Genomic DNA, 24,187 nt, shown 5'->3' with positions numbered 1-24,187 from the left:
CAGGTCCCGCGCCCTGCAACCTGAGAACAGGGCAGGGGCTTGTTCTGAGTCTCCGCTATTGAGGGATGGCGAGCAGGATGCGGCCGTGGCTACCGCCGTCGTCGACGTGGTCGTGGGCCTTGGCGATGTCGTCCAGCGGGTGACGGTCGCCGACGGCGACGGTGAGGGCGCCGACGGCGGCGGCGGAGGTGAGGTCGCGGGCGGCCTGGCGCTTGGCCTCGGCGGGGAAGTCGTCGCTGCCGAGCAGCCGCAGGGTGACGTTGTTGAACAGCAGAGGCCAGAAGGGGATCTCAGTGCGGTCCGCGCGGGTGGCGTAGGCGGCGATGACGGCGTTGTTGGCGGCGACGGCGTTGTCGAGATCGGCGTTGTCGGACAGCGCGACCTCGATGATCCGGTCGACGCCCCGCGGCGCGTACGAGCGGATGGCCGCGGCGGGGTCGCCGGTATCCAGGGCGACGGCGTGGGAGACGACGGCCGCGTCGACGCGGTTGAGGTCCGCGGTTCGGCGGACGGTCGCGATCACAGTCGCGCCGGCCCAGTGGGCGAGCTGGGCGGCCAGGGAGCCGACGCCACCGAGAACTCCGTGGACCAGGACCAGTTGGCCGTCGACCGGGCCGTCGGCGAAGACGGTGCGGTGGGCGGTGATGCCGGGGATGCCGAGGCTCGCCCCCAGCTCATCACTCAGATGATCTGGCAGAGGTACGGCTTGGTGGTCAGGTACGACGGTGTACTGGGCGGCTGTGCCGAAGGGGCGGTAGGACTGGGCGCCGTATACCCAGACCCGCTGTCCGACGCGACGGGCGTCGACTTGGGCGCCCACGGCGTCGATGACTCCGGTGCCGTCGCTGTGCGGGATCACCCGCGGGAAGGGCATGGACGAGCCGAGCCAGCCGCGCCGTTTCTTGGTGTCGCCGGGGTTGACGCCCGAGACGGTGACGCGGACGCGGACCTCGTCGGGGCCGGGGACGGGATCAGGCAGTTCACCGACGTGCAGGATGTCGGCGGCGGGCCCCTGGTCGTCGTACCAGGATGCAAGCATGGGGTACCTCCGTGGGCAGTCAGCTCGCGGGAGCGGCGGGCGCATGCGGATCGCTGTCGGTGCATGCGGTGCCGAATACGGGCGCCTTCTCCTCGAGGGCCTCGCGCAGCCAGGTCCGTTCGGCGCGGCTGGTGGCGCGGGCGGTGAGCAGCATGCCCCGCCGGTAGGGGTCGGCGATCTCCTCGGCACGCAGGGGGCGCTCGTTGTCGTAGAAGAAGCTCGCCGGTTCTTCCAGGAACTCCAGCCGTCTGCGCAGCACAGCGTGCTGTTCGGCCACGTCGGGCAGGTGGGAGAGGAAGGCCAGGACGACGTAGAACCGGGTGAAGTCGGTGATCTCGTGGTCGGCGGGCTTGCGCAGGCGCTGAAGCATTTCGGCCCGTCCGGGCTCGGTCAGACTGAGCACGTACCGGGCCGCCCCCGCGGCCGGGTCGGCACGCCGCTCGATCAAGCCTGCCCTGGTCAGACGATTGATCGCCGGATACAGGCTGCCGTCACTGACCGGCCGCGTATAGCCGGTCAGCAGTGAGACGCGGCGGCGCAGCTCGTGTCCAGACAGGGGTCCCTCGGCGAGGAAGCCGAGGATCGCGAGTTCCAGCATGAGTCCATCTTCGCACGCGAACATCGAATCGATGTGAACATCGATTCGATGTTACGCTCCCAGGCACCCGCCCGAACCTCTCCGGAGAGGCACAGCAAGATGCCATCGCAGTCCACTGAGTCAGTGATGAACCGCTTCGTCGAGTTCATCACCACGGGCAATGAGGATCTCGCCCACGAGGTCATTTCTCCGGACGCGGTGTTCCACGCGCCAAGCCACCCGGAACCACTGCGGGGGCCCGATGGGTACCTGGAAGTCCTCGGGATGATGCGCGGCGCCTTCCCCGACGTCCAGTGGACGCTGGAGGAGACGGTCACCGAAGGCGACACGGTGGCCGCGCGGTTCACCATGCGGGGAACCCACGACGGTGACTTCTTCGGAATCCGGGCGAGCGGCAACAAGATCTCGGTGCAGGCCATGAACTTCTACTACCTGGCCGACGGCCGGATCGTCGGCGAACGGGGCCAGCCCGATCTCCTCGGCGTGATGCAGCAGATCGGTGCCGTACCGGCGCCGTGAACCTCGTAGCGCCGGGTGAGCCTTCTGCCGCGCGGGATTGCCGCTGCCGGGAGAGGCCCGTACGGCGCGGTGGCGGAGGGCGAAGGCCCGCACCGGGGCGCGGGCGTCGGCGCGGGTTCACCGCAAGAGGTCGGTCTTCTTCTTGATCCGGCGCCTTCGCGCAGACAGCGCCCGTTGCGGCGAGAGCTTTCCACCTTGTCACCGCTGACGTGACCGAGCCGGGTACGGAACTGCTCGCTCTACGGCGAATACTGAATACCGACAGCCCACCAGTGCCTCGCCTCCCCCCGGCGATGTCGACGGCGACGGCTTCACCGACCTGATCGCCCGTAACCGCGGCACAGGAGAGGTCTGGCTCCATCACGGCCGCAGCACCGGGGACGCGGACGCCGACGGGGTTCCGGACGGCGGAACCGACCCGGCCTCGCTGGGGTCGGCCGCCAACCGGACGGCGTACGCCACCGGGTGGACCCCGACCGCCCGCCCGCTGCTCACCGCGTCGGGCGACTCCAACGGTGACGGCGTTCCGGACCTGTGGACCACCACGTCGAACGCCACGGCAGGGCTGGAGTTCGTCCCGGGCCGCAGGAGCGGCCTGCTCGGTCCGCCCGTCGTGGTCGGCACGGGAGGATGGCAGGCGATCAAGGCGATCTCCTGAACGCAGCACCAAGGGTGGCTCACCCGGCTCGCCCGACAGCGGGCCCGGTGAGCCACCCCCGTTCACACCGTCACGACTTCTTCGGGCACTCCTTCCACGCCAGGTGGTACACCGTGCTGATGTCCCCGTCCGTGGAGTCCATCGTCATGAAGCTGACCTTGTCGGCCGACTGGGTGCCGGCGTTGACGCGGAGCTCGGTGTTGATGTTGAAGTTGCGCTGGACTCCGCAGGGTGCGTAGACCAGTTGGGCCCAGTCCGTCTCGTCGGTGGCCTGCCAGTTGTCGTTGAGAGGGCCGCTGAAGGGGTGGTTCTTGTACACCGTGCTGGGCGAGCCCTGGAAGTAGTACGAGGCCCGCTGGGAGGCGCTCGCACCCCGCTGGAGGGAGGCGAATCCCCGGTAGTCCGCGCTCGCGATGGCGTAGGTGAAGCCGCCGGGGACGTGGACCTTCAGGTTGAGCTGGCAGTTCCTGCGGAACGCGGTCGGCTCGGAGTTCCCGCCCGCCTGGGCGAGGTAGTCGCTGTAGGTCACCGTGAAGGCGGTGTTGTCCTCGGAGACGGCGACCGCTGCCGTGCCCTGCGGACAGCCGGAGCCGTTCACCGTGGCGACCTGGATGATGATCTTGTCCGGGGGCGGGTCGTCGAACCCGGAGGACGGAGATTGTGCGGGGAGTGCGCTGGTGAGGAGCGCGGCTACCGCGCCGCTCAGAAGCAGGCCACCGGCCATGGTTCTCCCATCCGTTCGTGGGGGGTGGATCGTGGCAGTAAATGAGCATGCACATGTCAAACGGGCAAGTACATGCACCCCCGCCAGTGACCATTCCATGAAGGAGATGTGAAGAGCGGGAGCGGTCGCATCGTACGCAGGGCGGCAGGGGTCGGCCAGGTCGCTCTCCGGCCATTCACACTGGCGGGAATTCCACCCGGCACCGGCAGGCGCACCGGGTGCGTCGCACCAGCGCGTCAGACCGAGGACATCCCGACGACGGAATGAGGATCGCGCACAGCGCCGCGCGGGGCCGCCGCCCCTCAGGGGTTCTCCCAGGCCGCCGGTTCCGCCGCCAGCCGCTCCACCGGCTCCGGCAGGGCCCCGGCCGCGAGGTCGGCGACCGTCACGCCCTCCAGGATCCTGCGGACGTTGGCCCGCAGGGCGATCCACAGCGGCAGCAGCGGCTCGGCGGTGCCGGAGTAGGCGAGGCCGGTCGGCCGCTCGCCGCGCACCGACACGATCGGCCCGTCCACGGCCCGGATCACGTCGGCGACCGTGATCCGCGAGGCCTCCCGGGCCAGCCGGTAGCCGCCGCCCCCGCCACGCCGGCTGTCGACCACGCCGCCGCGCCGCAGATCACCGAGGATCCCCTCCAGGAACTTGTGGGGGATGTCCTGCGCGGTGGCGACCGTCTCCGCCTTGACCGGTCCGTCCCCCTGCCGGACGGCCAGCTCCACGACCGCTCGTACCGCGTAGTCCGCACGTGCCGAGATCCTCATAGGACCATTGTGGCCGTCACGCTGTAGACATTGAGCACACGCACCTCGCACCACGCGCCACATCGGGCACCCGCACCAGGCACCATATCGAGCACAGACACCCGTACGACGAGCACAAGCACAGCCACAAACACCCGCACCGGCACACGCACCACGTATCGCAAAGCACAACAGGAGGCGCTCCCTTGGAGCTCAGCAGGCGTACCTTCCACGCTCTGGCCGGCACGGCGGCGCTCGGCTTCGCGCTGACCGGCAGCGGGTCGCCGACCTCCGTCCACCCCGCACGCACCGCGCCCACCGGCCCGCCGCCCCCGGTGCCGAGCGCTGACGGCCGGCCGCACGAGATCGGCTTCGACCACCACTCGCTGATCGTCGACGGCCGCCGCCTGGTCCTCTGGTCGGGCGAGATGCACCCCTTCCGGCTGCCGAGCCCGTCGCTGTGGCGGGACGTACTGGAGAAGATGCGCGCCCACGGCTACAACGCCGTCAGCGCGTACGTCGCCTGGAACCACCACTCCCCCGCCCCCGGCCGGTACGACTTCACCGGCGTGCGCGACCTGGACCTGTTCCTGCGGACGGCCGCCGAGACGGGGCTGTACGTGATCCTGCGGCCCGGCCCGTACATCAACGCGGAGGTCGACGCCGGCGGCTTCCCCGGCTGGCTGACCGCCACCGAGGGCCGGGCCCGGACCTCCGACCCGACGTATCTGCGCTATGTCGACGAGTGGCTGACGGCCGTCAACGCCATTGTCGCGAAACGCCTGTTCACGCGGGGCACGGGCACGGTCCTGCTCTACCAGATCGAGAACGAGTACGACGCGCACGTCGACGAGCCGTCCGGGCGCGCCTACATGTCGTACCTGTACGAGAAGGTCCGCGCCGACGGCATCGACGTACCGCTGTTCCACAACGACAAGGGGCGAGGCGGCCACTGGGCCCCGGGTTCGTTCGGCACCGGCGGCGAGAAGGGGCGCTGGCTGTACGGGTTCGACGGGTACCCGGAGCCGGACCGGGTGCCGCCGGACTGGGGGTCGTTCGGGACCGGCGGCAGGAAGGGCGGGGCGACGGCCAGCCCGAAGACGCCCGGGTTCATGCCCGAGTTCGGCGGGGGCTGGTTCGACCCGTGGGGCGGGTCCTGGTTCGACGGCAAGGGGTACGCCGAGGCGCGCCGGACCCGGGACGCGGCATACGAGCGGCGCTTCTACCTCACCAACCTCGCCAACGGCATCACGCTGCACAACGTCTACATGACGTACGGCGGCACCTCCTGGGGCTGGCTGCCCGCGCCGGCCGTCTACACCTCGTACGACTACGGCGCCGCCTTCGACGAGGCCCGCAACGCCACCCCGAAGCTCGCCCCGATGCACCAGATCGGGCAGTTGCTGCGGTTCGTGCCCGACCTCGCCAGGCTGAACCCGGCGAAGTCCGTGCGGGCGGCCGACGAGCGGATCAAGGTCTACCACCTGTCCAACCCCGACACCGGGTCCCACTTCTACGTCCTGCGCAACGACACCGGTGAGGCGGTCTCCTCGCCGCTTCCGGACGCCGGGATCGACGTGCCGGTCACCGTCCCGGCCCGCGACGCCAAACTGATCGCCGCGAATCTGAGGCTCGGGAGGCGGACGCTGGTGCACGCCACCGTGCAGCCCATGGTGAGCATGACCGCCGGGCGGCAGGACATCGCGGTGTTCGCGGGCCGCCGGGGCGAGATGGCCCAGGTCGTGCTGGAGTGCGCGGACGAGCCGACGCCCATGCGGCTGGACGCGGAGCCCGCCTGGGCGTACAACCTGGGCAAGCTCTTCATCACGGCCCCGCTCGGCGCCGGCGGGCTGAGCCGGGTGCGGGTCGAGGGCGACGGTGTGGACACGCCGATGCTGGTGCTGTTCGCCGACGACGCCACCGCCCTGCGGCTGTGGCCCCACGAGACGCCGTCCGGCCCGCTCCTCGTCTACGGCCCCGCCCTGCTGCGCTCGGCCGAGCTGCGCGGCTCCACGGTCCACCTCACCGGCGACACCACCGGCTCGACCGGTCTTGAGGTGTGGGGGCCGCGCGGGATCACCCACGTCACCTGGAACGGACGGCCGGTCCCCACCCGGATCAGCGCCTCCGGAAGTCTGCTGGCGCTGCGGCCGCTGCCCGGTGTGACCCGGCCGGCCCTGCCCGCCCTGGACGGCTGGCGGCGGCGGGCAGGGAACCCGGAGGCCGAACCGGACTTCGACGACTCGGGGTGGACGACGGCCGACAAGGAGACCACGTTCAGCACCACGCCCGTGCCCGACGGGCAGCCCGTCCTGTTCGCCGACGACTACGGCTTCCACTACGGCGACGTCTGGTACCGCGGCGAGTGGACCGGCGACAGCGGCATCGAGTCGGTGTCCCTCGCCTACAGCACGGGCACGCAGGGCCTGCTGATGGCCTGGCTGGACGGCGAGCCGCTGGGCACGCACCGGATGCCGGTGCCGGACAAGGACCGGGCGCGGCAGGGGACGTGGACCGCGAAGGCCGGCTTCGACCTGCCGGAGCGGCTGCGGAAGAAGCTCCGTGAGGGAGAGCCGGAGCGGCGGCACGTGCTGTCCGTGCTCGTCCGGCGGATGCAGCACGACATGGACGGCGAGGCGCTCGACACGCACAAGGCCGCGCGCGGACTGACCGCCGTCAGTTTCGAGGGCGACTCCCCCGGCGTGAAGTGGCGTATCCAGGGCGCCGCCACTCCGGATCCCGTGCGCGGGCCGATGAACAACGGCGGGCTGCACGGGGAGCGCGAGGGCTGGCATCTGCCCGAGTACGACGACGAGGACTGGAAGGACGCCGAACTGCCCGCCTCCGACCGGCGGCAGGGCGTCACCTGGTACCGGACGGACTTCCGGCTGGACGTCGCCCCGGGGGTCGACGCCTCGGTCGGACTCGTCCTCGACGACGATCCGGGCCGGGCCTACCGCGTCCAGATCTTCCTCAACGGCTGGAACATGGGCCAGTACATCAACGACGTGGGCCCGCAGCACACCTTCGTGCTGCCGAACGGCATCCTGCGCACCCGAGGTGCCAACACCCTGGCGTTGGCGGTGCTGTCGGACGGGACCACCCCCTGCGGGCCGGGCGAGGTGCGGCTGACGCTGCTGGGCGCCGCGGCCGGAGGGGTACCTGTGAAACCGGTCTGAGCGGATCGGACCGGGGCCCGTCAGGCCGGCGGACCGGTCTGACCGGGTCAGGCCCGGGGACCCGTCAGGCCGGCCGTCCGACCGGGTCGGGCCCAGGGACCCGTCAGGCCAGCCGGATCACGTTCCAGGACAGCGGCTCCAGGACGGCGCTCAGCGTGCCGTCCACGAGAGCCGTGCCGTCGACCGGGTGGGGGGCGACCCGCTCGGGTTCGTCGAGGGTGTTGCGGGCGTCGGGGTCGGCGTCCGCGAGGGCGCTGTGCTCGACGACCCGCGTCAGGTCGAGGCCGGAGAGGGCGACTTCGAGCGGCAGGGCGTCGGTGCGGCTGCGGTTGACCGCGAAGACGGTGACGGTGCCGTCCTCGGCGCGCACGGCGGTGGCGTGCAGCAGGTCGGTTTCGCCGTACTTCCTCGTCTCGTACGTCGGCGAGTCCACGCGGACGTCCAGGACCTGGCCGCGGCCGTGGCGGGCCGCCTGCGCGAACGGGAAGAACGTGGTCTGCCGCCAGGCCGGACCACCGGGCTCGGTCATGATCGGCGCGATGACGTTGACGAGCTGGGCGAGGCAGGCGACCGTGACGCGGTCGGCGTGCCGGAGCAGGGCGATGAGGAGCGAGCCGAAGACGACCGCGTCCGTCACGCTGTAGTTGTCCTCCAGCAGGCGCGGGGCCTCGGGCCAGTCGTCCTGCTCGAAGGTCTTGGCGCGGGCCTCCCACTCGGGCAGGTACCAGACGTTCCACTCGTCGAAGGAGAGGTTGATCTTCTTCTTCGACTTCAGGCGTGCGCCCACGTGGTCGGCGGTCGCGACGACGTTGTCGATGAAGGACTCCATGTCGACGGCGGAGGCGAGGAAGGAGTCGAGGTCGCCGTCCTCGGGCCAGTAGTAGGCGTGCAGCGAGATGTAGTCGACGAGGTCGTACGTCTCCTTCAGGACCGTCGCCTCCCACTCGGCGAAGGTCGGCATGGACTGGCTGGAGGAGCCGCAGGCGACGAGTTCGACGCCGGGGTCCATCTGGCGCATGGCCCGGGCCGTCTCGGCGGCGAGACGGCCGTACTCCTCGGCCGTCTTGTGGCCGGTCTGCCAGGGCCCGTCCATCTCGTTGCCGAGGCACCACAGCCGGATGCCGAAGGGGTCCTTGTCGCCGTGGGAGGCGCGCAGGTCGGACAGGGCGGTGCCCGCGGTGTGGTTGGCGTACTCCTGGAGTTCGAGGGCCTCGCCGACCCCGCGCGTGCCGAGGTTGACGGCCATCATCGGCTCGGCCTGGGGGCCGATCTTGCGCAGGAAGTCGATGTATTCGGAGAGGCCGAAGCGGTTGGACTCCGTCGAGTGCCAGGCGAGGTCGAGGCGGCGGGGGCGGTCCTCGGCGGGGCCGACGGAGTCCTCCCACTTGTAGCCGGAGACGAAGTTGCCGCCGGGGTAGCGGACGGCTGTGACGCCGAGTTCCCTGACGAGTTCCAGGACGTCCTGGCGCAGGCCCTTGTCGTCGGCGGTGGGGTGGTCCGGTTCGAAGACGCCGGTGTAGACGCAGCGGCCGAGGTGTTCCACGAAGCTGCCGAAGAGGCGGGGGTTGACCTCGCCGACGGTGAATGCGGGGTCGAGGGTGAAGCGGGCGGTGTGCATGTGCGCCTTTCGGGGTGGGTGGTTCTGTGGTGTGGCGGCTGCGGGTCGTGGGGGTCGTTCGCGCAGTTCCCCGCGCCCCTTCGGGCGCTCTTCTACTGCCCTGCCAAGCCCGTGTGGGCCACGCCCGCCACGATCTGGCGTTGGAAGAACACGAAGACGATGATCAACGGCAGGCCCGCCATCAGACCGCCGGCCATGAGCTGGGCCCATTGGATGCCGTAGGAGTTCATCACCGTGGCGATGCCGTTCGGCATGGTCATCAGGTCGGGGTTGTTGGTCACCATGTAGGGCCAGAGGAAGTTGTTCCACGAGGCGATGAAGGTGAAGATGCCGACCGCTGCCAGGGACGGGCGGGAGAGCGGGAGGACGATGGTGAAGAAGACGCGCCAGCGGCCGGCGCCGTCGATGAAGGCGGCCTCCTCCAGTTCGCGCGGGATGCCCTGGAAGAACTTGTAGAGGATGTAGACCATCGCGGCGGGTGCGCACTGCGGCAGGATCATGCCCCAGTAGGTGTCGACCATGCCCATCTGCTGGACGGTGGTGAAGAGCGGCACGCCGAGAACGGCGGGCGAGATCATCAGGCCCGCCATGACCAGGCCCATCAGGACGCCCTTGCCGCGGAACTCGGTGCGGGCGAAGCCGTAGCCGGCCAGGGCGCTCACCAGCAGGACGACGGACGTCACGCAGACCGAGACGACCAGGGAGTTCACGAACCAGTTGGTGATGTTGCCGGACTCGAACAGGGCCTTCCACGCCTGGCCCGTCCAGTCCTCGGGGAGCCAGTGCGCGGGGACCTCGACGGCCTCGGTCTCCGACTTGAGCGAGGTGAACAGGCCCCAGGCGAAGGGGGCGAGGAAGACGACCGACACGGCCGTGCCGAGCAGGGTGAGCAGGATCTGGCTGGGCGTCCACGCCTTGGTGGTCATCGGGCGCTCTCCTCACGGTTGCGCAGCAGCCACATCCGGGCGAGGGCGACGGCCGCGATGATCACGAAGAAGATGACGGAGATGGCGGAGGCGTAGCCCACGCGGTAGCTGGTGAAGCCCTCTTCGAGGGTGTACTGCACGAAGGTGCGGGTCGACCCCTCCGGTCCGGGGAGGAAGTCCATCATCACGACGGCCTGGTCGAAGACCTGGAGCGAGGCGAGGACCTGGAGGGCGATGACCAGGCCGGTGATGTTGCGGAGCATCGGCAGGGTGATGTGGACCGTTCGGTGCCAGGCGTTCGCGCCGTCCAGTCTGGCGGCCTCGTAGAGGTGGTCCGGGATGCCCTGGAGGGCGGCGAGGTAGAGCAGGAAGCTGAAGCCGACGGTCCACCACAGGGTGGTGATGACGATGGCGAGCATCGCGTAGGACTTGTCGGTCAGCCAGGGCGTGTCGAGGCCGAAGACGTGGTCGATCATGCCGGTGCCGGGGTTGAACAGCCACTGCCACAGGTTGGCGGCGACGGTGGACGGCAGCAGGAACGGGGCGAAGAAGCAGAGCCGCCACAGCCATTTGCCGCGTTCGATGTGGTGGGCGAGCATCGCGAGGAGGAAGGCGAGGACGGTGATGCAGGGGACGACCAGGAGCGTGAAGTACGCGCTGTGGCCGAGGGAGTCCCACACCAGGGGGTCGTCCAGGGCCTCGCGGTAGTTGTCGAGGCCGACGAAGCTCGCGCCCTCGCCCGTGATGTTGGCGTCGGTGAAGCTGAGGTAGACGCCGCGCAGCAGGGGCCAGATCACGAACAGGGCGAAGAGCAGCAGGAACGGGGCGACGAACCAGCCGCCGTGCTGGAAGCCCTGTTTGCGGCGGAGGGTGGCGCTGCCGGCGGCGGTCGTCGCGCGTGCGGGTGCGGCGATGGTGTGGGCGCTGGTCGCCATCAGGCGGCACCTCCTTCCGCGGCGGTCTTCCCGTCCATGGGGTTCTTCGTGGCGAGGAGCTGGGTGAGCGCCTTCTTCATGCGGCCGGCCGCGGTCTCCGGCTTGGCGGAGCCCATCGTCGAGGAGACGACGATGGGGCCGACGCGCTGCGCGAGGATGCCGGTGGAGCCCGCGAACCACACCTTGGGCTCGGTGCCCTGGTGGTCCATGGCGGAGACGTATTCGCTCTGCGGGTCCAGCTTCTTGTACGCCGTGGTGGACAGGGTGGGGGTGTACGCGGGGATGTGACCGCCGGCCGCCCACTGCTGGGCGTGCTGGACGACGTAGGCGGCGAGCTGGTGGGCCGCCTCGTTGGTGGCGCCGCCGCGGTCGGACTGGTGCGGCAGGACGAAGGAGTGGGACTCGGCGTGGGTGGCCTGCCTGCCGAAGACGGGCGGCAGTGGAGTCGCTCCGTAGTCGAGCTTCGCTCCGGAGTAGACCGGGACCGACCAGTTGCCCTCCCAGACGAAGGGGGAGCCGTTGATGAACTGTTCGGCGCTCGCCAGGCCTCCGAAGCCCGGGGATGAGTACCCGTCGGTGACGTGCCGGCGCAGGAACCGAAGGACCTGGACGGCCTTGTCGGTGTCGAAGGTGACCTCGGTGTCGGTGGCGTTGAACCAGGTGCCGCCGAGCTGGGTGTAGAAGGCGACGAAGAACCACCACTGGAAGTTCTGGTCGGCGTTCCACATGCCGATGGTCTGGAGCCCCTTCTTCGTGGCCCGCTTGGCCTCCTTCAGGACGCCGAACCACTCGTCGGTGGAGGTGACGGGCACGATCCGGCCGTCGTCGCCGAGGAGCCCCGCCTTCTTCAGGACGTCCTTGCGGTAGAAGCAGAGCTGGACGTGGATGTCGAGCGGGAGGGCGTAGAGCTTGCCGTCGATGACGCCGCGCTTCCACAGGGTGGGGTTGTAGTCCTGCTCCCGGACGCCGTACTTGGCGAGCAGGCCGGTGTCCCAGGGGTCGAGGAGGCGGCCGGGTGCGAAGCCGGTGACGCGGCCGAGGTGCATGACGCCGAGGTCGGGGGCGCGGTTGCCCGCCGCCGCCATGGCGAGTTTGGTGTAGAAGGGGCTGCCCCACTGGAGGGTGGAGTCCTTGACGGCGATGTCCGGGTTGGCCGCACGGAAGGCGTCCAGCATCGCGATCATGTTGGAGCCGTCGCCGCCGCTGAAGAGGTTCCAGTAGCGCACCCGTGTGTCGGCGTCGGAGGCGAGTGCGTCGGCGCCGGTGCCGAGCGCGGCGAAGCCGAAGCCGCCGGCGACGAAGAGTCCGCCGAGCCCGCCGAGAAGCTGCCTGCGATTCAGGTCAGGTCGTCCCATGCCCTGCCCTTACGATCGATGACGGATAGCCGTTCGGTATTTCGGATAGCGCTCGTTACTTCGAACGGGACCGTAAATTCGAAGCGCTTGCGCGTCAATGGTCCGGCCAGACTTCGGCGGGACTTTTACGGACAGGAACGGTCGTTCCCCTTTGAACATCGGACGTCGGATCGCATGACGCGCACACTTTCGGGCGCGTAGTCTCGGACGCGCCGACAGGCCGTCGACCGGCGGTGAGAAGGGGGAGCGATGGACATCGCGGGCGCGCGGGCCAGGGCCGCCCGGCTCTCCGCCCCGCTCAGGCGCTCACGGAGTGGCTCGGCCATGCGCGGCCTGGCCGCCGAGCTCGCCACCGCGGTGCGGAAAAGACCCGAGTACCCCACCGACGTGCGGTCCCTGTGCCGGGCACTGTGCGAGGAGATGAGCAGCCGGCGTGGCGGGCGGCCCATCGAGCTGCGCTTCGAGCGCTTCCCGGACGAGATCGAAGTGACCGGCCTGTGGGTCGAGTTCCAGGACTTCGACCTCGTCATCGTCGAGGAACGGGCCGAGGCGGTGCAGCAACTGGTCATCCTCGGGCACGAGCTGTGGCATCTGCACGCGGGGCACGGGCATCACCACGGGGCGGGTGCGGCGGCGGCCCACGCGTTCGCCGACCGGCCGGGGTGGGAGGACGTCGCGCTGGGCGTGGCCGCCCGCAACGGCTCCCGGGAGCGGGACGAGGCCGAGGCCGATGCCTTCGGCCATCGGCTGGCGGCGGGGTGCCGGGCACTGCTGCCGGGCGGGCGCGGCCCGGACGTGCCCCTCGAACCCGTTCAGCGGTCGCTGGGCTACCGGCCGCGAGGAGGTGCGGCGCCGTGACGACGGTGGCGCTGACCCCGGCCGAGTTCGTCAACCAGTTCTATCCGAACTTCTGGTGGATCCCCGCGGGGGTCCTGGCCGCCGCCCTGGCCATCAAGCTGCCGAGCATCATCCGGCTCTGGAAGGACCCGATGCTGCGCGCGGTCGGCGGGCTGCTGCTGCTCGCCTGCGCGGTGTTCGTCTTCGTGGCGCCGTCGACGATCGCCCGGGTCAACCGGCTCACCGGCGTGGCGAACTTCTCCGGGCCCTGGGTCTACTCGCTGCTCACCGCGTTCTGCGCCTTCTGCCTGCTGCTGATCATCTCCTGGCGCAACGGCCTGTCCGACCGCTCGGACCGCACCCGGCGCGCGATGCGCGGGGTCGTGGCGGTCTATTCGGGTGTGATCGTCGCGATGTGGGTGCTGTTCGCCCTCGCGGACGTGCCGGTGGAGCGGCTGCGGGATCTCGACACGTACTACGCCAACACCCCGTACATGCGCGAAGTGATCGTGCTCTACCTGCTCGCGCACACCGTGGCCGCGCTGGTCACCAACGGGCTGATCTGGAACTGGGTCCGCACCGACGGGCTCGACTCGCTGCTGCGCTGGGGGCTGAAGTTCCTCGGCGTGGGCTACGCGGCGCAGTTGCTCTTCGACGCCGCCAAGATCAGTGCCGTGGTGGCCCGTTGGTCGGGGCGGAACGTGGACTGGCTGAGCACGGCCGTCGCCCCGCCGCTCGCCTGCCTGTCCGCCGTGCTCATCGCGGTCGGCTTCATCCTCCCGCACGCCGGGCAGTACCTGCACGGCCGCTGGCACGTCCGGCTCGCCCACCACGAACTGCGGCCGCTGTACCTGCTGATGAGGACGGTCAACGGCACAGGGGTCCCGCTCCTGCTGCGCGCGACGCCGGAGCTGCGGCTGGTCCGCCGGGAGACGTTCATCCGCGACGTGCTGCTTCCGCTCGCCCGGCACATCGACGAGGACCGGCGCGAACGGTTCCACGACGCCGCCCTCGCCCTGGGCCATCCGCCCGACCTGGCGAAGGCCCTTGCCGCCACCGCGGCGATCCTGGACGCGGCCGACGACAGGAACCGGACAGGGGAGGACGACGGCACCGGTGCCCGTGACACCACGGACCTGCTGCGCGAGATCGGCGCCGTGTCCCGGGTGCTGCGCCGCACGGAGGACCTCCGGGCGGTCCGCGTCCTGGCCCGTGACCACATGGACGGCAAGTCGCTCACCGGCTGACCGCGGCCCCCGGCCCGCCCCGGCGGCCCCAGGCACGACGGATTGCACGGACGCGACCCGCACGGGGGCCGCGCACGGAACGTGAAGGTACGGTGAGAGCCGTCCGGGGCGAGGCCTGCATGGCTCGAAACCGGTGCCGGCGGACGGGTGTTGTGCGCCGCGCGGCTGTGGCCGGACGACGGGGAATGCCCTCAGGGCAAAGGAGCCTTCATGGCTGAGTGCGGGGAGTCGCATGTCGCGTAGAGCTGTCGTCATCGGTGCGGGTCTGGCCGGCATGCTGGCCGCGGCGGCCCTGTCCGCCGTCGCGGACGAGGTGGTCGTGCTCGACCGCGACGATCTGCCCGAGGGGCCGGAGCACCGCAAGGGCCTGCCGCAGGGACGTCACGCGCATCTCCTCATGGCCGGCGGCCTGGCCGCCATGGAGGACCTGGTGCCGGGCGTGAGCATGCACAAGCATCTGCTCGCCGCCGGAGCACACGAGATACCACTCGGCTCGGGCATGGTCGCCCTCACGCCCGAGGGCTGGTTCCGGCGCTGGCGTCGCCCCGGACCGCGGATGCTGACCTGCACCCGGGCCCTGCTCGACTGGGCGGTGCGCGCCGCCGTGCTGGACAACACCGGGGTGGTGATCCGCAGGGCGCGAGTGCTGGAACTGACGGGGTCGCGGCAGGAGGTGACCGGGGTCCGCCTCTCGACCGCCGCCGGTGAGGAGGAACTCGCCGCCGACTTCGTGGTGGACGCGAGCGGACGCGGCTCGCGGATCGTGAGCTGGCTGGCCCGGCTGGGCGTCGACGACGTGCGCGAGAAGACGGTGGACGCCGGCCTGGTGAACGCCACCCGTCTCTACCGCACTCCCGAAGGGGCCGGGCGTTTCCCCCTGACCATGGTGCAGGCCGACCCGTACCAGGGACGGCCCGGCCGCAGCGGAATGGTGCTGCCGATCGAGGGCGACCGCTGGATGGTCAGCCTCGCCGGCACGCGGGGCGGCGGCGAACCGCCGTCCGATCCGGATGCGTTCCTCCGGTACACCCTGGACCTGCCCGACCCCATCGTGGGCCGGCTGATCTCCGGCGCGGAACCGCTCACCGAGGTCCATGTCAGCCGCAGCACCAGCAATCACCGGCGGTACCTGGAGAAGGTCCGCTGCTGGCCCGACCGCCTCGTCGTCCTCGGTGACGCGCTGGCCACGTTCAACCCCGCCTACGGACAAGGCATGTCGGTGGCCGCGCTGGGCGCCCGGGAGCTGGACCGCGAGCTACGGCGGTCCGGCCTCGGCGAACCCGGACTCGCCCGGCGTGTGCAGCGGCGGGCGGCCAGGCCGGTGGAGGCCGCGTACGCGATGGCGGTGAGCCAGGACGTCTGGTACCCCGGGACGCGTGGGGGCTCGCCCGGGGTCGCCGACCGTCTGGTCACCGCCTACACCCGCCGCATGATCCGCACGGCGACCGGCTCGTACACGGCGGCGTCGGCGGTCTGGGACGTGATGAGCATGACGACGGGACCGACACGGTTGCTCCGGCCCTCGACGGTCCTGGCGACCCTGAGCGGGCCACCGTTGCCGGCGGCGGTGGGCGCGCCGCTGACGGAGGACGAGCGGGAGGTCCTGCGGAGGCTGGACCGTACGGGACGCTGACGCAGGGGACGGTCTGGTCCGGTCTGGTCCCCTCCGGTCCGGACTGGTCCGGTCCGGTGTGATCTGATCCGGTCCTGAACTGGCCCCCTCCGGTCCGGTCAGTTCCCGCTCCGTCCCTGGTCAGCCGGCGAACGCCGGCTGTGCCAGTCCCTTCCCCGCCCCGGGCACCACGAACAAGGACCCCGCCAACGCGGGCGGCTCGGTCAGCCCCACCCGGGCGGTCGTCACGTACAGGTCGGTCAGGTCGGCCCCGCCGAACGCGCAAGCGGTCACCAGCGGCACCGGCAGCTCGATCACCCGGTCCAGCTCGCCGCCGGGTGTGTACCGCCGCACCGCCGAGCCCTGCCACAGGGCGACCCACACGCACCCCTCGGCGTCCACGGTCAGCCCGTCCGGGAAGCCCGCGCTCTCCTCGATCCGGGCGAGGGTCCGCCGCCCGGAGATCCGCCCGTCCGCGTGGTCGAAGACGTCGACCCGCCGGGTCGGGGAGTCGATGTAGTACATGAGCCGCCCGTCGGGGCTCCACCCCGTGCCGTTGCTGACGGCGACGTCGTCGAGCGCGACCTCCACGGTGCCCTCGCCGGTGACGCGGGACAGCGTGCCGCCCCCCGGCGCCTCGTCGTAGCGCATCGTGCCCGCCCACAGCGCGCCGTCGGGCGCGACGGCGGCGTCGTTGGCGCGGCGGCCCGGGACCGGCTCGTGATGGAGCCAGCGGAAGCCGCCGTCGGGGTCGAGGAGGCCGATTCCGTCGCGCAGGTTCAGCACCAGCCCGCCGCCGGCGCGCGGCTTGACGGCGCCGATGTGCTGTTCCGTGCGTCGGACGGTGCGGCGCCCGGTGGCCGGGTCGTAGGTGTGCAGGCGGGAGCCGAGGATGTCGATCCACAGCAGCCGGCCGGACGCCGCGTCCCAGGTGGGTCCCTCGCCGAGCTCGGCCTCGGCCCGCACGGCGACCTCGTACGGCGTCGTCATGCCATGCTCCGGTGACCGAGGTGCTCGGACAGCTCGGCGGCGCCCTTGACGGCGAGCTGCTCCAGCTCGGCGCGGCGCTCCTCGCTCCAGCGGATCATGGGTACGGAGATCGACAGGGCGGCGACGACCTGCCCGGTGCGGTCGCGGACCGGGGCGGCCACGCAGGACACGTCCGGGTTCGACTCGCGGTTCTCCACGGCGAGGCCCCGCTCACGGATCTCGGCCAGGGCCTCGCGCAGCGCGCCCGGGTCGGTGATGCTGTTGGGGGTCATCGCGACCAGCCGGGCGCTGTCCGGGAAGCGCGCGGTGAGCTCCGGCTCGGGAAGGGAGGCCAGCAGCATCTTGCCGACGGAGGTGCAGTGGGCGGGCAGCCTGCGGCCGGCCGCCGACACCATCCGCACGGCGTGCGTGGAGTCGACCTTGGCGATGTAGATGACGTCCGTGTCCTCCAGGATCGCCACGTGCACGGTCTCGTCGCAGGTCTCGGCGACGGACCGGGCGACCTGCTGCCCCTCGGCCGCGAGGTCGAGCTGCTCGGAGTACCGTGCTCCGAGTTGGTACGGGCGTACGCCGAGCCGGTAGCGTCCGGGCTGTCCGGGCATCGGGACGATGTACTTCCGGGCGGCGAGCGTGGTCACCAGCTCGTGCACGGTGGTGCGCGGCAGCTGGAGCTTGCGCACGATGTCGGGGGCGGAGAGTGTCCCGTCCCCGTCGAGGAAGAGCTCCAGAATGTCGAGAGCCCGGGTCACGGCTGGTACGAGTCGTCCCACGACCGGCCCCCTCCCTATATGTTTCAGGCGCCTGTGTTCGAGATTTCAACAGGCGATCGGCATGACGAACACAGGCTAGCCATAGAGGTATGTCCCGGCAATGGGCAGAGGCCCTGCTTGCGGAAACCCACGAGCCCCCCACATTCACGTGGTGTGCACATTAAAGTGCCCGGTGTGCGACACGTCACAGGTGTCGCAGACGTGGGGGGATCTCTGTGCGTGACATGACCATGGGCTCGAACGTGTCCTTGACGGCCCTGAGCGAGAACGTCGGCTCCGCGATCGTCAGTCTGGGCTGGTCCAGTCCGACCGGGGAGGGCGACGCCGACGTCTCCGTCCTGCTGCTGGACGGGAACGGCAAGGTACGCAGCGATGCGGACTTCTACTTCTACAACAACCCGGTGGCCGCCGACGGCAGCGTGCAGCTGCTCGGCAAGGAGCCGACGGGAGAGGGCAGCGAGGACCGGATCAGCTTCGACCTGACCGCGGTCCCCGCCGAGGTGGAGCGGATCGTCGTGGCCGCGAGCCGTTACGAGGGGGCGCGCTTCGGTGAACTGGACGACCTGAAGGTGACGCTGGCCGACGCCTCGGGCGAGAGTCTCCTCCGGTTCGTCATCGAGGACGCCGGCCAGGTGAGCGCGATCATCTTCGGTGAGCTGTACCGGCGGGGCGAGGAGTGGAAGTTCCGGGCCGTCGGTCAGGGGTACGAGAGCGGGCTGGCGGGGCTGGCTACGGACTTCGGCGTCGACATCGAGGATGACGAGGCGGAGCACGAGGCGGAATCCCGGGCGGAGCACGAGGCGGAATCCGGGGCGGAGCACGAGGCGGAATCCCGGGCGGAGCACGAGGCGGAGCACGGGGCGGAGGCGGGGGCGGAATCCGGGGCGGAGGCGGCGCTGGATCGCGCCGTGAGCACCCCCACTCCGCCGCAGGCGACGTTGGAGGCGGTCCCCGCCCCGCGCCCGCCGGCCGAGGAAGAGACCGCACCGAAGCAGCGGGCCACGCGGCCCCGCACCGCGAAGAAGAGGGTCACACCGCCCAGGGCGCCCGTGAAGAGCCTGGCGGAGAACGAGTCCTGGAGGCAGGCCCGGCTCTTTCCGGTGTCAGCGCTCAAGAACGACCGGGACCGGGAGACGCGGGCCACGTCGGTGCTGTTGTCGGTGATGGCCCAGGTGCCGCGGTTCGGCAGGCGCATCACCGCTCCCTTCGGCGCGCCCTCCGGCCGCATGGAGACGTTCACGGAGGTCTCCCTGCCGCACGGGGACACACCCCGGCGTCCCGACGGAGTGATCCGCGTCGAGCGCGCGGGCAAGCTGTGGACGGCCCTCGTCGAGACCAAGACCAACGGCAACCCCCTGAGGTCCGACCAGGTGCAGGCCTACATGGACATCGCGGCCCGGCGCGGTTACGAGGCCGTGATCACCCTGTCGAACGACGTGGCGCTGGAGGGCAGCCCACTGGTCGACGTGAAGATCGACCGGCGCCGCAAACACCAAGTGGCTCTCTGGCACCTGTCCTGGGCGGAAGTGGCCCACCAGGCCCAGATGCTGATCCGGCACGAAGGTGTCGGCAACGCGGCGCGCACCTGGTTGCTCCAGGATCTGCTCCACTACCTCCAGCACGACAACTCCGGTTGCCACGGCTTCCAGAACATGGGCGCCGCATGGGTGCCCGTGCGCAACGGGATCAACGACGAGACCCTCTGTCAGGGCGATCCCCGAGCCCTGGACGTCGTGGAGAGCTGGGAACGGCTCATCCGGCAGGTGTGCCTGCGGCTCGGGGGCGAGCTCGGGCAGAAGGTGCTGCCCGCCCAGCGTTCCCGCCGCGGCACCGATCCCGGGGCCCGCCGCGCCCGGCTGGCGGATCAGCTGTGCCTGGAGGGCAGGCTCCAGGCGGAGTTGCGCGTCGAGGGGGCGCCCGGGCTGCTCACCATCAGCGCCGATCTGCGTACCGCCAAGCTGCGCACGTCCGTGGAGATCCCGGCGCCCGAGCAGGGCTATCCACTGACCTGGGCCAAGCGCCTGATCCGTCGTCTCGCCGAGGCGCCGGCGGATCTGCACGTCGAGACTCTGGTGGAGGGCGAGGCAGGCGGCCCGCGGGGCACGCTGGAGCGGTTGCGTCCCGAACCGGGGGATCTGCTGCCGAAAGACGGCTCGACCCGCATCGCCGGTTTCCGGCTGTCACTCTTCAAGGGCATGGGAAGCGGCCGCGGCAGCGCGGAGTCCGGATTCATCCGGAGCGTCGACGACGCCGTGCACCGCTTCCACACCTCGGTGATGGTCCACTTGGACGTTCCCTCCTCCGGGCGGACGGCGGTGCGGGAGCGGGCCGCGGGGTGACGCCAGGGCGGCGCTGCTCACCGGGCACGCCGCCCCCGCACCCCTCCCAACTCCCCCCGCAACCGCTGCGCCCGCAGCACCAGTTCCAGTTCGAAGCGGCGGTCGGGGTCGTCGATCTCGTCGCCCCAGAGTTCGCGGATCTGGCGCAGGCGGTAGCGGACCGTCTGGGGGTGGACGCCCAGGCGGGTGGCCACCTCCGGGGCGCCGCCGCGGGTCTCCAGCCAGGCCAGGAGGGTCTCGGCGAGGCGCCGGCCGTGGGTGGGGCCGCAGTGGGTCAGGGGGGCCAGGCACCTCAGGGCCAGGTCGTCGATGAGCTCCTCGGGCTGGAGGAGGACCAGGGCCTCGGTGTGTTCGGTGCAGTAGAGGACCTCGCCGGAGGGCAGCAGGTTCCGTTCCATCAGGCGGACCGCCGCCTCCGCCCAGCGCAGGGACTTGGCCGCTTCGGTGAGCGGGACCGGTGGGCCGATCGCGCCGGACCAGCCGGCCAGGGCCCGGTGCATGAGCTCGGAGCGGCCCGCCGCGTCCGGCTCGGGCACGACCATGCGGGGCTGCTCGTACTCCATGTCCAGCAGGACGCCCTGGCCGACCGCCGGGGCCATCGCCTCGCGCGCCGGGCGGAGCAGGACGCCGACCGCGACCTTCGCCGGTAAGGGCCAGCCGATGCGGGCGGCGCGTTCGGTCAGTGCCTCGGCGGGGTCGCCGCGGTGGTGCTCGGCGAGCAGGAGCTCCATGAGGCGGCGTTGCAGACGCAGGCGTTCGCCGGCCTGGCGGGCCGCGGCCTCGGCGTAGCCGCGTACGGACTGGTCGACCAGGCCGTCGAGGTATTCGTAGCCCGCGTCGACGAGTTCGTACATCGCCGGGGGCGGGATCTCCACGCGCTGGCCGATGTCGGCGAAGCGGCGCCAGGCCAGGCGTACGCCCATGCGGTAGATGGCCTGGAGGGAGTCGAGGGAGCGGCCGTTGAGGCCCTCGCCGCGGCCGAAGTCCTGGAAGACGCCGGGCGGGACGGTCGGGCGCCCCTCCGAGTGCTCCAGGTGCTGCACGAACACCTCGATGGCACGGCGGATGCCGACCAGGGCCATCGGCTCGCCGGAGTCGTCGAGGACGACGGGCAGATGCGGGTACTCGCGCTGGATCTCGCAGAGGATCTCCTCGGCGAGGGCGGGTGCCTCGGCCATGGCGATCGCGGCGAACCGGCGCACCTGGAAGCGCGGTACCTCGTGCCAGGCCGAACGCGTCGTGAGGGCGGCTGCGGTGCGGGCGGCCGTCACGGTCAACTCCCCTGGCTTGTTTGCTCGTACGTGATCAGGGGGGTGTTGGGTTGGTCGGGTGTGGCTTCGAGCAGCGCGACGACGCCCAGCGCGGCGCCCACGGCGAGGGCGGCGGCGAGTGCGACGGTCAGCGCGGCAGCGAGCAGTCTCGACATCACAGGGTCAGCCTCTCTGTCCGGATTCGTCCGGAGGTCGTCCGGAGGTTTCCCCACCTCGGCGTCCCGTCCCTGCCTGTCGCGCCCAGTCTCGACAAGCATTGACACTCCGTCAAGAGCCGCCTACGGTTCCCGGCCCAACCGCACGTGCGCATTCCGCCGCCGTGCCGGCCCTCTCGTACGTCGAGCCGTCCCAAGTCACTGGAGTGCCCGGATGCGCCGTACAACCTCTCCCTTTTCCCTGGTCCTGCTGGGTCTCGGTACGTTCCTGCTGGTGCTGGCGCCCCTGCTCGCCTGGTACGTGGAGCCCCGTGCAGCGGTGAACCCGATCGACATCGACACGACCGCCGTCTACACCGGCAGGGGCAGCGTCTTCGACACTGACCGGATCGAGACGGTGCCCGGCCGGAAGATCACCGTGACCCAGCGGGTGCGGGGCAATGTCGAGGCGAGCGAGCGCAGCGGCAACGCCGTCTGGGACGTGACGACCACGGTCGACACCGACAAGTCGCTGCCGGCCGCCGATCCGCACGACGCGCTGGACTTCACGCCGCACCGCTGGGTGATGGACCGGAAGACCACACGGCCGGTGCACTGCTGCGGGGAGAAGCCCTACATCGAGGGCGAGGCGTATCTGAAGTTCCCCTTCGACGTGCAGAAACGCTCCTACCAGTGGTGGGACAACACCCTCGGCGACACGGTCGCGCTGCGCTACCGGGGCACCGCGAAGGTCCAGGGCTACACGGGCTACAGGTTCACCGGCTCCGTGCCGCCGACCAGGACCGGCACACGCATGGTGCCCGGCAGCCTCGTCGACCAGCCGAACCGGCCGCAGGTGCTCGCCGAGGAGTGGTACTCCAACCACGGTTTCGAGCTGGTCGTGGACCAGGCGACAGGCCGCGTGATCTACGCGCAGACCGGCCCGAAGCGGACCCTGCGGGCGCCGGGCGGGAAGAAGGACGCGGCGGTGCTGCTGGACAGCCGGAAGGTCTCGTTCACGACCGGGACGCAGAAGGAGGCCGTGCGGCAGGCGAAGCGGGACAGCGGGCAGCTGCGGATGGTGGGCACGACGCTGCCGATCGGGGCGGCGGTGGGCGGCTTCGTGCTGGCGGTGGTGGGTGGAGTTCTCGTGGCGCGTGGGCGGAAGGAGCCGGAGAGTCACGTTCCGGCCGATACGCCCGGTACGCCCCAGCCCACCCTCACGATGTGATGTGACGTCAGCTCCAACAAAGCCGGAAATTGTCACGCCGGTGAGTAGCCGTGACGAACGTCCGGGCGAAAACTGTCCAACCCCACCCCGAGCACATCCCGTCCACACTCCCCTCCCAGGAAGAGCTCAGGCTCCGCACAGACCGACCTCTGTGACGACCACACCCCCCACGTTTTCCCCACGCTGAGTTCCGCACCCCAACACGAGTTGGAGCACCCATGCCCCAGCACGTACCGTCCCGGCTGCGTGCCGCGCTCCCCAGTGCGTCGCAGCACCTTCCGGCGCTCCCCCCACATCCGCGCCGGATCGTTTTTCTCGCCCATCGTGATCTGGACAACCCCTCCGCCGGCGGCTCCGAGCTGCTGGTCGACAGACTCGCCGACGGACTGACCCGGCTGGGGCACCAGGTGACCCTGCTGTGCGGAGGGCCCGCATCCCCCGCGCTCCCGGCTTCGCTCGAGCAGGGTGGTGCCCCCGTGCGCGACTACCGGGTCGTCTCCGCGGGCGGCCCCTACGGCCACTACCTGCGCGCCCGGTCGGCCTTCACCCGGCAGGTCGGCGACTGTGACCTGCTGGTCGAGGTGTGCAACGGCATGCCCTACCTGGCGCCGCTGTGGCACCGGGGGCCGACGCTGTGCCTGGTCAACCACGTCCACACGGACCTGTGGCCGATGCGCTTCGGCGGGCCGCTGGCCCCGGCGGCGCGGATCGGCCGAAGACTCGAACACTGGGCCCTGACCGGGGCGCAGCAGCGGAATCTGCTCGTCGCCGTGTCCTCCTCGACCGCGCAGGCGCTGCGGGCGATCGGCGTCGAGCGGGACCGGATCCGGGTCGTGCACAACGGGGTCGAGGAACCGGGGCCGAGGGCCGAGCGCTCTCCGGAGCCGTTGTTCGTCGCCGTCGGGCGGCTCGTCGAGTACAAGCGGATCGATCTGCTGCTGCGGCTGTGGGAGCGGGTACGGCCGGTGACCGGCGGGCGCCTGGTGATCATCGGGGACGGGCCCGAGCGGGGCCGTCTTGAGCAACTGGCCGGGCCCGGCGTCGAGTTCGCCGGGTATGTCACAGAAGCCGAGAAGCACCGGCTGCTGTGTGCGGCCTGGCTGCTGCTGCACCCGTCCGCGGTGGAGGGGTGGGGGCTGGTGGTGACCGAGGCCGCGGCCCGCGAGACGCCTGCCGTCGCCTTCGACGTGCCGGGGCTCAAGGACTCCGTGGTCGACGGTGAGACCGGTGTCCTCGCGCGGGGCGAGTCCTCCTTCGCCGCGGCATGGTGCGCGCTGGCCCTCTCCGGGCGACAGCGGGAGTTGATGGGGAAGGCGGCGCGGGAGCGGGCTGCGCAGTTCCGGTGGGACCGGACGGTGCGGCAGTTTCGGGTGGTGGCCGCGGAGGCGGTGAGGGGCTGGGCTCCATGATGCGGCGTGCGGTGGTCCGTGGCCGGTCGCGCCCACGCGGCGGAGCCTCGGACGTC

General features: G+C 70.9%; 21 protein-coding genes and 1 pseudogene. 9 read left to right on the top strand and 13 right to left on the bottom strand.

The genetic code is table 11. The features are described 5' to 3' along the window. Positions 1-55 precede the first annotated feature (55 nt). Both ACFY9S_RS03270 and ACFY9S_RS03265 read right to left on the bottom strand, forming a co-directional pair. Positions 56-1,039, bottom strand: a complete 984-nt coding sequence (locus ACFY9S_RS03270; RefSeq protein ID WP_391122147.1) for an alcohol dehydrogenase catalytic domain-containing protein — start codon at positions 1,037-1,039, stop codon at positions 56-58. 19 nt (positions 1,040-1,058) lie between these two features. Next, the gene (locus ACFY9S_RS03265; protein ID WP_391122144.1) at positions 1,059-1,637 is read right to left on the bottom strand and encodes a helix-turn-helix transcriptional regulator; all 579 of its coding nucleotides are present in this window, start codon (positions 1,635-1,637) and stop codon (positions 1,059-1,061) included. A 126-nt stretch (positions 1,638-1,763) separates the two neighbouring features. On the opposite strand from ACFY9S_RS03265, the gene ACFY9S_RS03260 reads away from it, so the two are divergent. Beyond that, positions 1,764-2,156, top strand: coding sequence for an ester cyclase (locus tag ACFY9S_RS03260; protein ID WP_391122141.1), 393 nt, complete (start codon positions 1,764-1,766; stop codon positions 2,154-2,156). 295 nt (positions 2,157-2,451) lie between these two features. After that, a pseudogene (locus tag ACFY9S_RS03255) lies at positions 2,452-2,505 on the top strand (hypothetical protein); the annotation flags it as partial. Between the two features lie 11 nt (positions 2,506-2,516). On the opposite strand, the gene ACFY9S_RS03250 reads toward ACFY9S_RS03255, so the two are convergent. The 3 genes from ACFY9S_RS03250 to ACFY9S_RS03240 form a co-directional block, all read right to left on the bottom strand. After that, a complete protein-coding gene (locus tag ACFY9S_RS03250) occupies positions 2,517-2,780 on the bottom strand; it encodes a hypothetical protein (RefSeq protein ID WP_391122138.1) in 264 nt (87 codons plus the stop codon). A 104-nt stretch (positions 2,781-2,884) separates the two neighbouring features. After that, complete coding sequence (locus ACFY9S_RS03245; RefSeq protein ID WP_102909466.1) at positions 2,885-3,538, bottom strand: DUF4360 domain-containing protein; 654 nt, start codon at positions 3,536-3,538, stop codon at positions 2,885-2,887. Positions 3,539-3,840: 302 nt separating this feature from the next. Continuing rightward, entirely contained in the window at positions 3,841-4,299 is a 459-nt protein-coding gene (locus tag ACFY9S_RS03240; RefSeq protein ID WP_391122135.1) for an Rrf2 family transcriptional regulator, read from the bottom strand. Between the two features lie 185 nt (positions 4,300-4,484). Here ACFY9S_RS03240 and ACFY9S_RS03235 point away from each other — a divergent pair, with 185 nt between their 5' ends. Then, positions 4,485-7,457, top strand: a complete 2,973-nt coding sequence (locus tag ACFY9S_RS03235) for a beta-galactosidase (protein ID WP_391122132.1) — start codon at positions 4,485-4,487, stop codon at positions 7,455-7,457. Positions 7,458-7,560: 103 nt separating this feature from the next. On the opposite strand, the gene ACFY9S_RS03230 is transcribed toward ACFY9S_RS03235, so the two are convergent. The 4 genes from ACFY9S_RS03230 to ACFY9S_RS03215 form a co-directional block, all read right to left on the bottom strand. Further along, positions 7,561-9,075 (bottom strand): alpha-L-arabinofuranosidase C-terminal domain-containing protein, encoded by a 1,515-nt coding sequence (locus tag ACFY9S_RS03230; protein ID WP_391122129.1) that lies wholly within the window; start codon positions 9,073-9,075, stop codon positions 7,561-7,563. Positions 9,076-9,167: 92 nt separating this feature from the next. Next, the gene (locus ACFY9S_RS03225; RefSeq protein WP_391122126.1) at positions 9,168-10,001 is read right to left on the bottom strand and encodes an ABC transporter permease subunit; all 834 of its coding nucleotides are present in this window, start codon (positions 9,999-10,001) and stop codon (positions 9,168-9,170) included. Beyond that, positions 9,998-10,936 (bottom strand): ABC transporter permease subunit, encoded by a 939-nt coding sequence (locus ACFY9S_RS03220; protein ID WP_391122123.1) that lies wholly within the window; start codon positions 10,934-10,936, stop codon positions 9,998-10,000. The genes ACFY9S_RS03225 and ACFY9S_RS03220 overlap by 4 nt, the downstream gene beginning before the upstream one ends. Next, positions 10,936-12,291 carry an extracellular solute-binding protein gene (locus ACFY9S_RS03215; protein WP_391122120.1) on the bottom strand — a complete coding sequence of 452 codons (1,356 nt, stop codon included), beginning with the start codon at positions 12,289-12,291 and terminating at the stop codon, positions 10,936-10,938. The genes ACFY9S_RS03220 and ACFY9S_RS03215 overlap by 1 nt, the downstream gene beginning before the upstream one ends. A 249-nt stretch (positions 12,292-12,540) precedes the next feature. Between ACFY9S_RS03215 and ACFY9S_RS03210 the strand changes: the two genes are divergently transcribed. From ACFY9S_RS03210 to ACFY9S_RS03200, 3 genes are all read left to right on the top strand, one after another. Next, positions 12,541-13,149: a toxin-antitoxin system, toxin component family protein gene (locus ACFY9S_RS03210; protein ID WP_391122117.1), complete on the top strand. Its 609-nt coding sequence runs from the start codon at positions 12,541-12,543 to the stop codon at positions 13,147-13,149. Beyond that, entirely contained in the window at positions 13,146-14,375 is a 1,230-nt protein-coding gene (locus ACFY9S_RS03205; RefSeq protein WP_391122114.1) for an MAB_1171c family putative transporter, read from the top strand. Before ACFY9S_RS03210 ends, ACFY9S_RS03205 begins: the two co-directional genes overlap by 4 nt. Before the next feature lie 232 nt (positions 14,376-14,607). Continuing rightward, positions 14,608-16,008 carry an FAD-dependent monooxygenase gene (locus ACFY9S_RS03200; RefSeq protein WP_391122110.1) on the top strand — a complete coding sequence of 467 codons (1,401 nt, stop codon included), beginning with the start codon at positions 14,608-14,610 and terminating at the stop codon, positions 16,006-16,008. A 120-nt stretch (positions 16,009-16,128) separates the two neighbouring features. On the opposite strand, the gene ACFY9S_RS03195 is transcribed toward ACFY9S_RS03200, so the two are convergent. Both ACFY9S_RS03195 and ACFY9S_RS03190 read right to left on the bottom strand, forming a co-directional pair. Further along, positions 16,129-16,977 carry an SMP-30/gluconolactonase/LRE family protein gene (locus tag ACFY9S_RS03195; RefSeq protein ID WP_391122107.1) on the bottom strand — a complete coding sequence of 283 codons (849 nt, stop codon included), beginning with the start codon at positions 16,975-16,977 and terminating at the stop codon, positions 16,129-16,131. Next, on the bottom strand, positions 16,974-17,747 hold the full coding sequence (locus ACFY9S_RS03190) for an IclR family transcriptional regulator (RefSeq protein WP_102909475.1): 774 nt from the start codon (positions 17,745-17,747) through the stop codon (positions 16,974-16,976). The genes ACFY9S_RS03195 and ACFY9S_RS03190 overlap by 4 nt, the downstream gene beginning before the upstream one ends. A 224-nt stretch (positions 17,748-17,971) precedes the next feature. Here ACFY9S_RS03190 and ACFY9S_RS03185 point away from each other — a divergent pair, with 224 nt between their 5' ends. Further along, positions 17,972-20,086 (top strand): TerD family protein, encoded by a 2,115-nt coding sequence (locus tag ACFY9S_RS03185; protein ID WP_391122941.1) that lies wholly within the window; start codon positions 17,972-17,974, stop codon positions 20,084-20,086. 17 nt (positions 20,087-20,103) lie between these two features. On the opposite strand, the gene ACFY9S_RS03180 is transcribed toward ACFY9S_RS03185, so the two are convergent. Next, positions 20,104-21,357, bottom strand: coding sequence for a helix-turn-helix domain-containing protein (locus ACFY9S_RS03180; protein WP_102909476.1), 1,254 nt, complete (start codon positions 21,355-21,357; stop codon positions 20,104-20,106). Positions 21,358-21,359: 2 nt separating this feature from the next. After that, positions 21,360-21,512 (bottom strand): hypothetical protein, encoded by a 153-nt coding sequence (locus ACFY9S_RS03175; RefSeq protein WP_391122102.1) that lies wholly within the window; start codon positions 21,510-21,512, stop codon positions 21,360-21,362. Between the two features lie 214 nt (positions 21,513-21,726). Between ACFY9S_RS03175 and ACFY9S_RS03170 the strand changes: the two genes are divergently transcribed. Together ACFY9S_RS03170 and ACFY9S_RS03165 are read left to right on the top strand one after the other, a co-directional pair. Continuing rightward, positions 21,727-22,722: a porin PorA family protein gene (locus ACFY9S_RS03170; RefSeq protein ID WP_391122099.1), complete on the top strand. Its 996-nt coding sequence runs from the start codon at positions 21,727-21,729 to the stop codon at positions 22,720-22,722. Positions 22,723-22,940: 218 nt separating this feature from the next. Beyond that, positions 22,941-24,131 (top strand): glycosyltransferase, encoded by a 1,191-nt coding sequence (locus ACFY9S_RS03165; protein WP_391122096.1) that lies wholly within the window; start codon positions 22,941-22,943, stop codon positions 24,129-24,131. Positions 24,132-24,187: the final 56 nt, after the last annotated feature.

It is taken from the genome of Streptomyces sp. NPDC012474 (assembly GCF_042955185.1).
Classification (GTDB): domain Bacteria; phylum Actinomycetota; class Actinomycetes; order Streptomycetales; family Streptomycetaceae; genus Streptomyces; species Streptomyces cahuitamycinicus.
The sequence above is the reverse complement of the archived record's forward strand: the minus strand, read 5'-3'. Positions and strand labels throughout refer to the sequence as shown.

What these genes read in the sequence shown, in the direction of transcription:
- ACFY9S_RS03270 (WP_391122147.1), bottom strand. Translation starts at nt 1,039, where the DNA reads ATGCTTGCATCCTGGTACGACGACCAGGGGCCCGCCGCCGACATCCTG.
- ACFY9S_RS03265 (WP_391122144.1), bottom strand. Translation starts at nt 1,637, where the DNA reads ATGCTGGAACTCGCGATCCTCGGCTTCCTCGCCGAGGGACCCCTGTCT.
- ACFY9S_RS03260 (WP_391122141.1), top strand. Translation starts at nt 1,764, where the DNA reads ATGAACCGCTTCGTCGAGTTCATCACCACGGGCAATGAGGATCTCGCC.
- ACFY9S_RS03245 (WP_102909466.1), bottom strand. Translation starts at nt 3,538, where the DNA reads ATGGCCGGTGGCCTGCTTCTGAGCGGCGCGGTAGCCGCGCTCCTCACC.
- ACFY9S_RS03240 (WP_391122135.1), bottom strand. Translation starts at nt 4,299, where the DNA reads ATGAGGATCTCGGCACGTGCGGACTACGCGGTACGAGCGGTCGTGGAG.
- ACFY9S_RS03230 (WP_391122129.1), bottom strand. Translation starts at nt 9,075, where the DNA reads ATGCACACCGCCCGCTTCACCCTCGACCCCGCATTCACCGTCGGCGAG.
- ACFY9S_RS03225 (WP_391122126.1), bottom strand. Translation starts at nt 10,001, where the DNA reads ATGACCACCAAGGCGTGGACGCCCAGCCAGATCCTGCTCACCCTGCTC.
- ACFY9S_RS03220 (WP_391122123.1), bottom strand. Translation starts at nt 10,936, where the DNA reads ATGGCGACCAGCGCCCACACCATCGCCGCACCCGCACGCGCGACGACC.
- ACFY9S_RS03215 (WP_391122120.1), bottom strand. Translation starts at nt 12,291, where the DNA reads ATGGGACGACCTGACCTGAATCGCAGGCAGCTTCTCGGCGGGCTCGGC.
- ACFY9S_RS03210 (WP_391122117.1), top strand. Translation starts at nt 12,541, where the DNA reads ATGGACATCGCGGGCGCGCGGGCCAGGGCCGCCCGGCTCTCCGCCCCG.
- ACFY9S_RS03200 (WP_391122110.1), top strand. Translation starts at nt 14,608, where the DNA reads ATGTCGCGTAGAGCTGTCGTCATCGGTGCGGGTCTGGCCGGCATGCTG.
- ACFY9S_RS03195 (WP_391122107.1), bottom strand. Translation starts at nt 16,977, where the DNA reads ATGACGACGCCGTACGAGGTCGCCGTGCGGGCCGAGGCCGAGCTCGGC.
- ACFY9S_RS03185 (WP_391122941.1), top strand. Translation starts at nt 17,972, where the DNA reads ATGACCATGGGCTCGAACGTGTCCTTGACGGCCCTGAGCGAGAACGTC.
- ACFY9S_RS03175 (WP_391122102.1), bottom strand. Translation starts at nt 21,512, where the DNA reads ATGTCGAGACTGCTCGCTGCCGCGCTGACCGTCGCACTCGCCGCCGCC.
- ACFY9S_RS03170 (WP_391122099.1), top strand. Translation starts at nt 21,727, where the DNA reads ATGCGCCGTACAACCTCTCCCTTTTCCCTGGTCCTGCTGGGTCTCGGT.
- ACFY9S_RS03165 (WP_391122096.1), top strand. Translation starts at nt 22,941, where the DNA reads ATGCCCCAGCACGTACCGTCCCGGCTGCGTGCCGCGCTCCCCAGTGCG.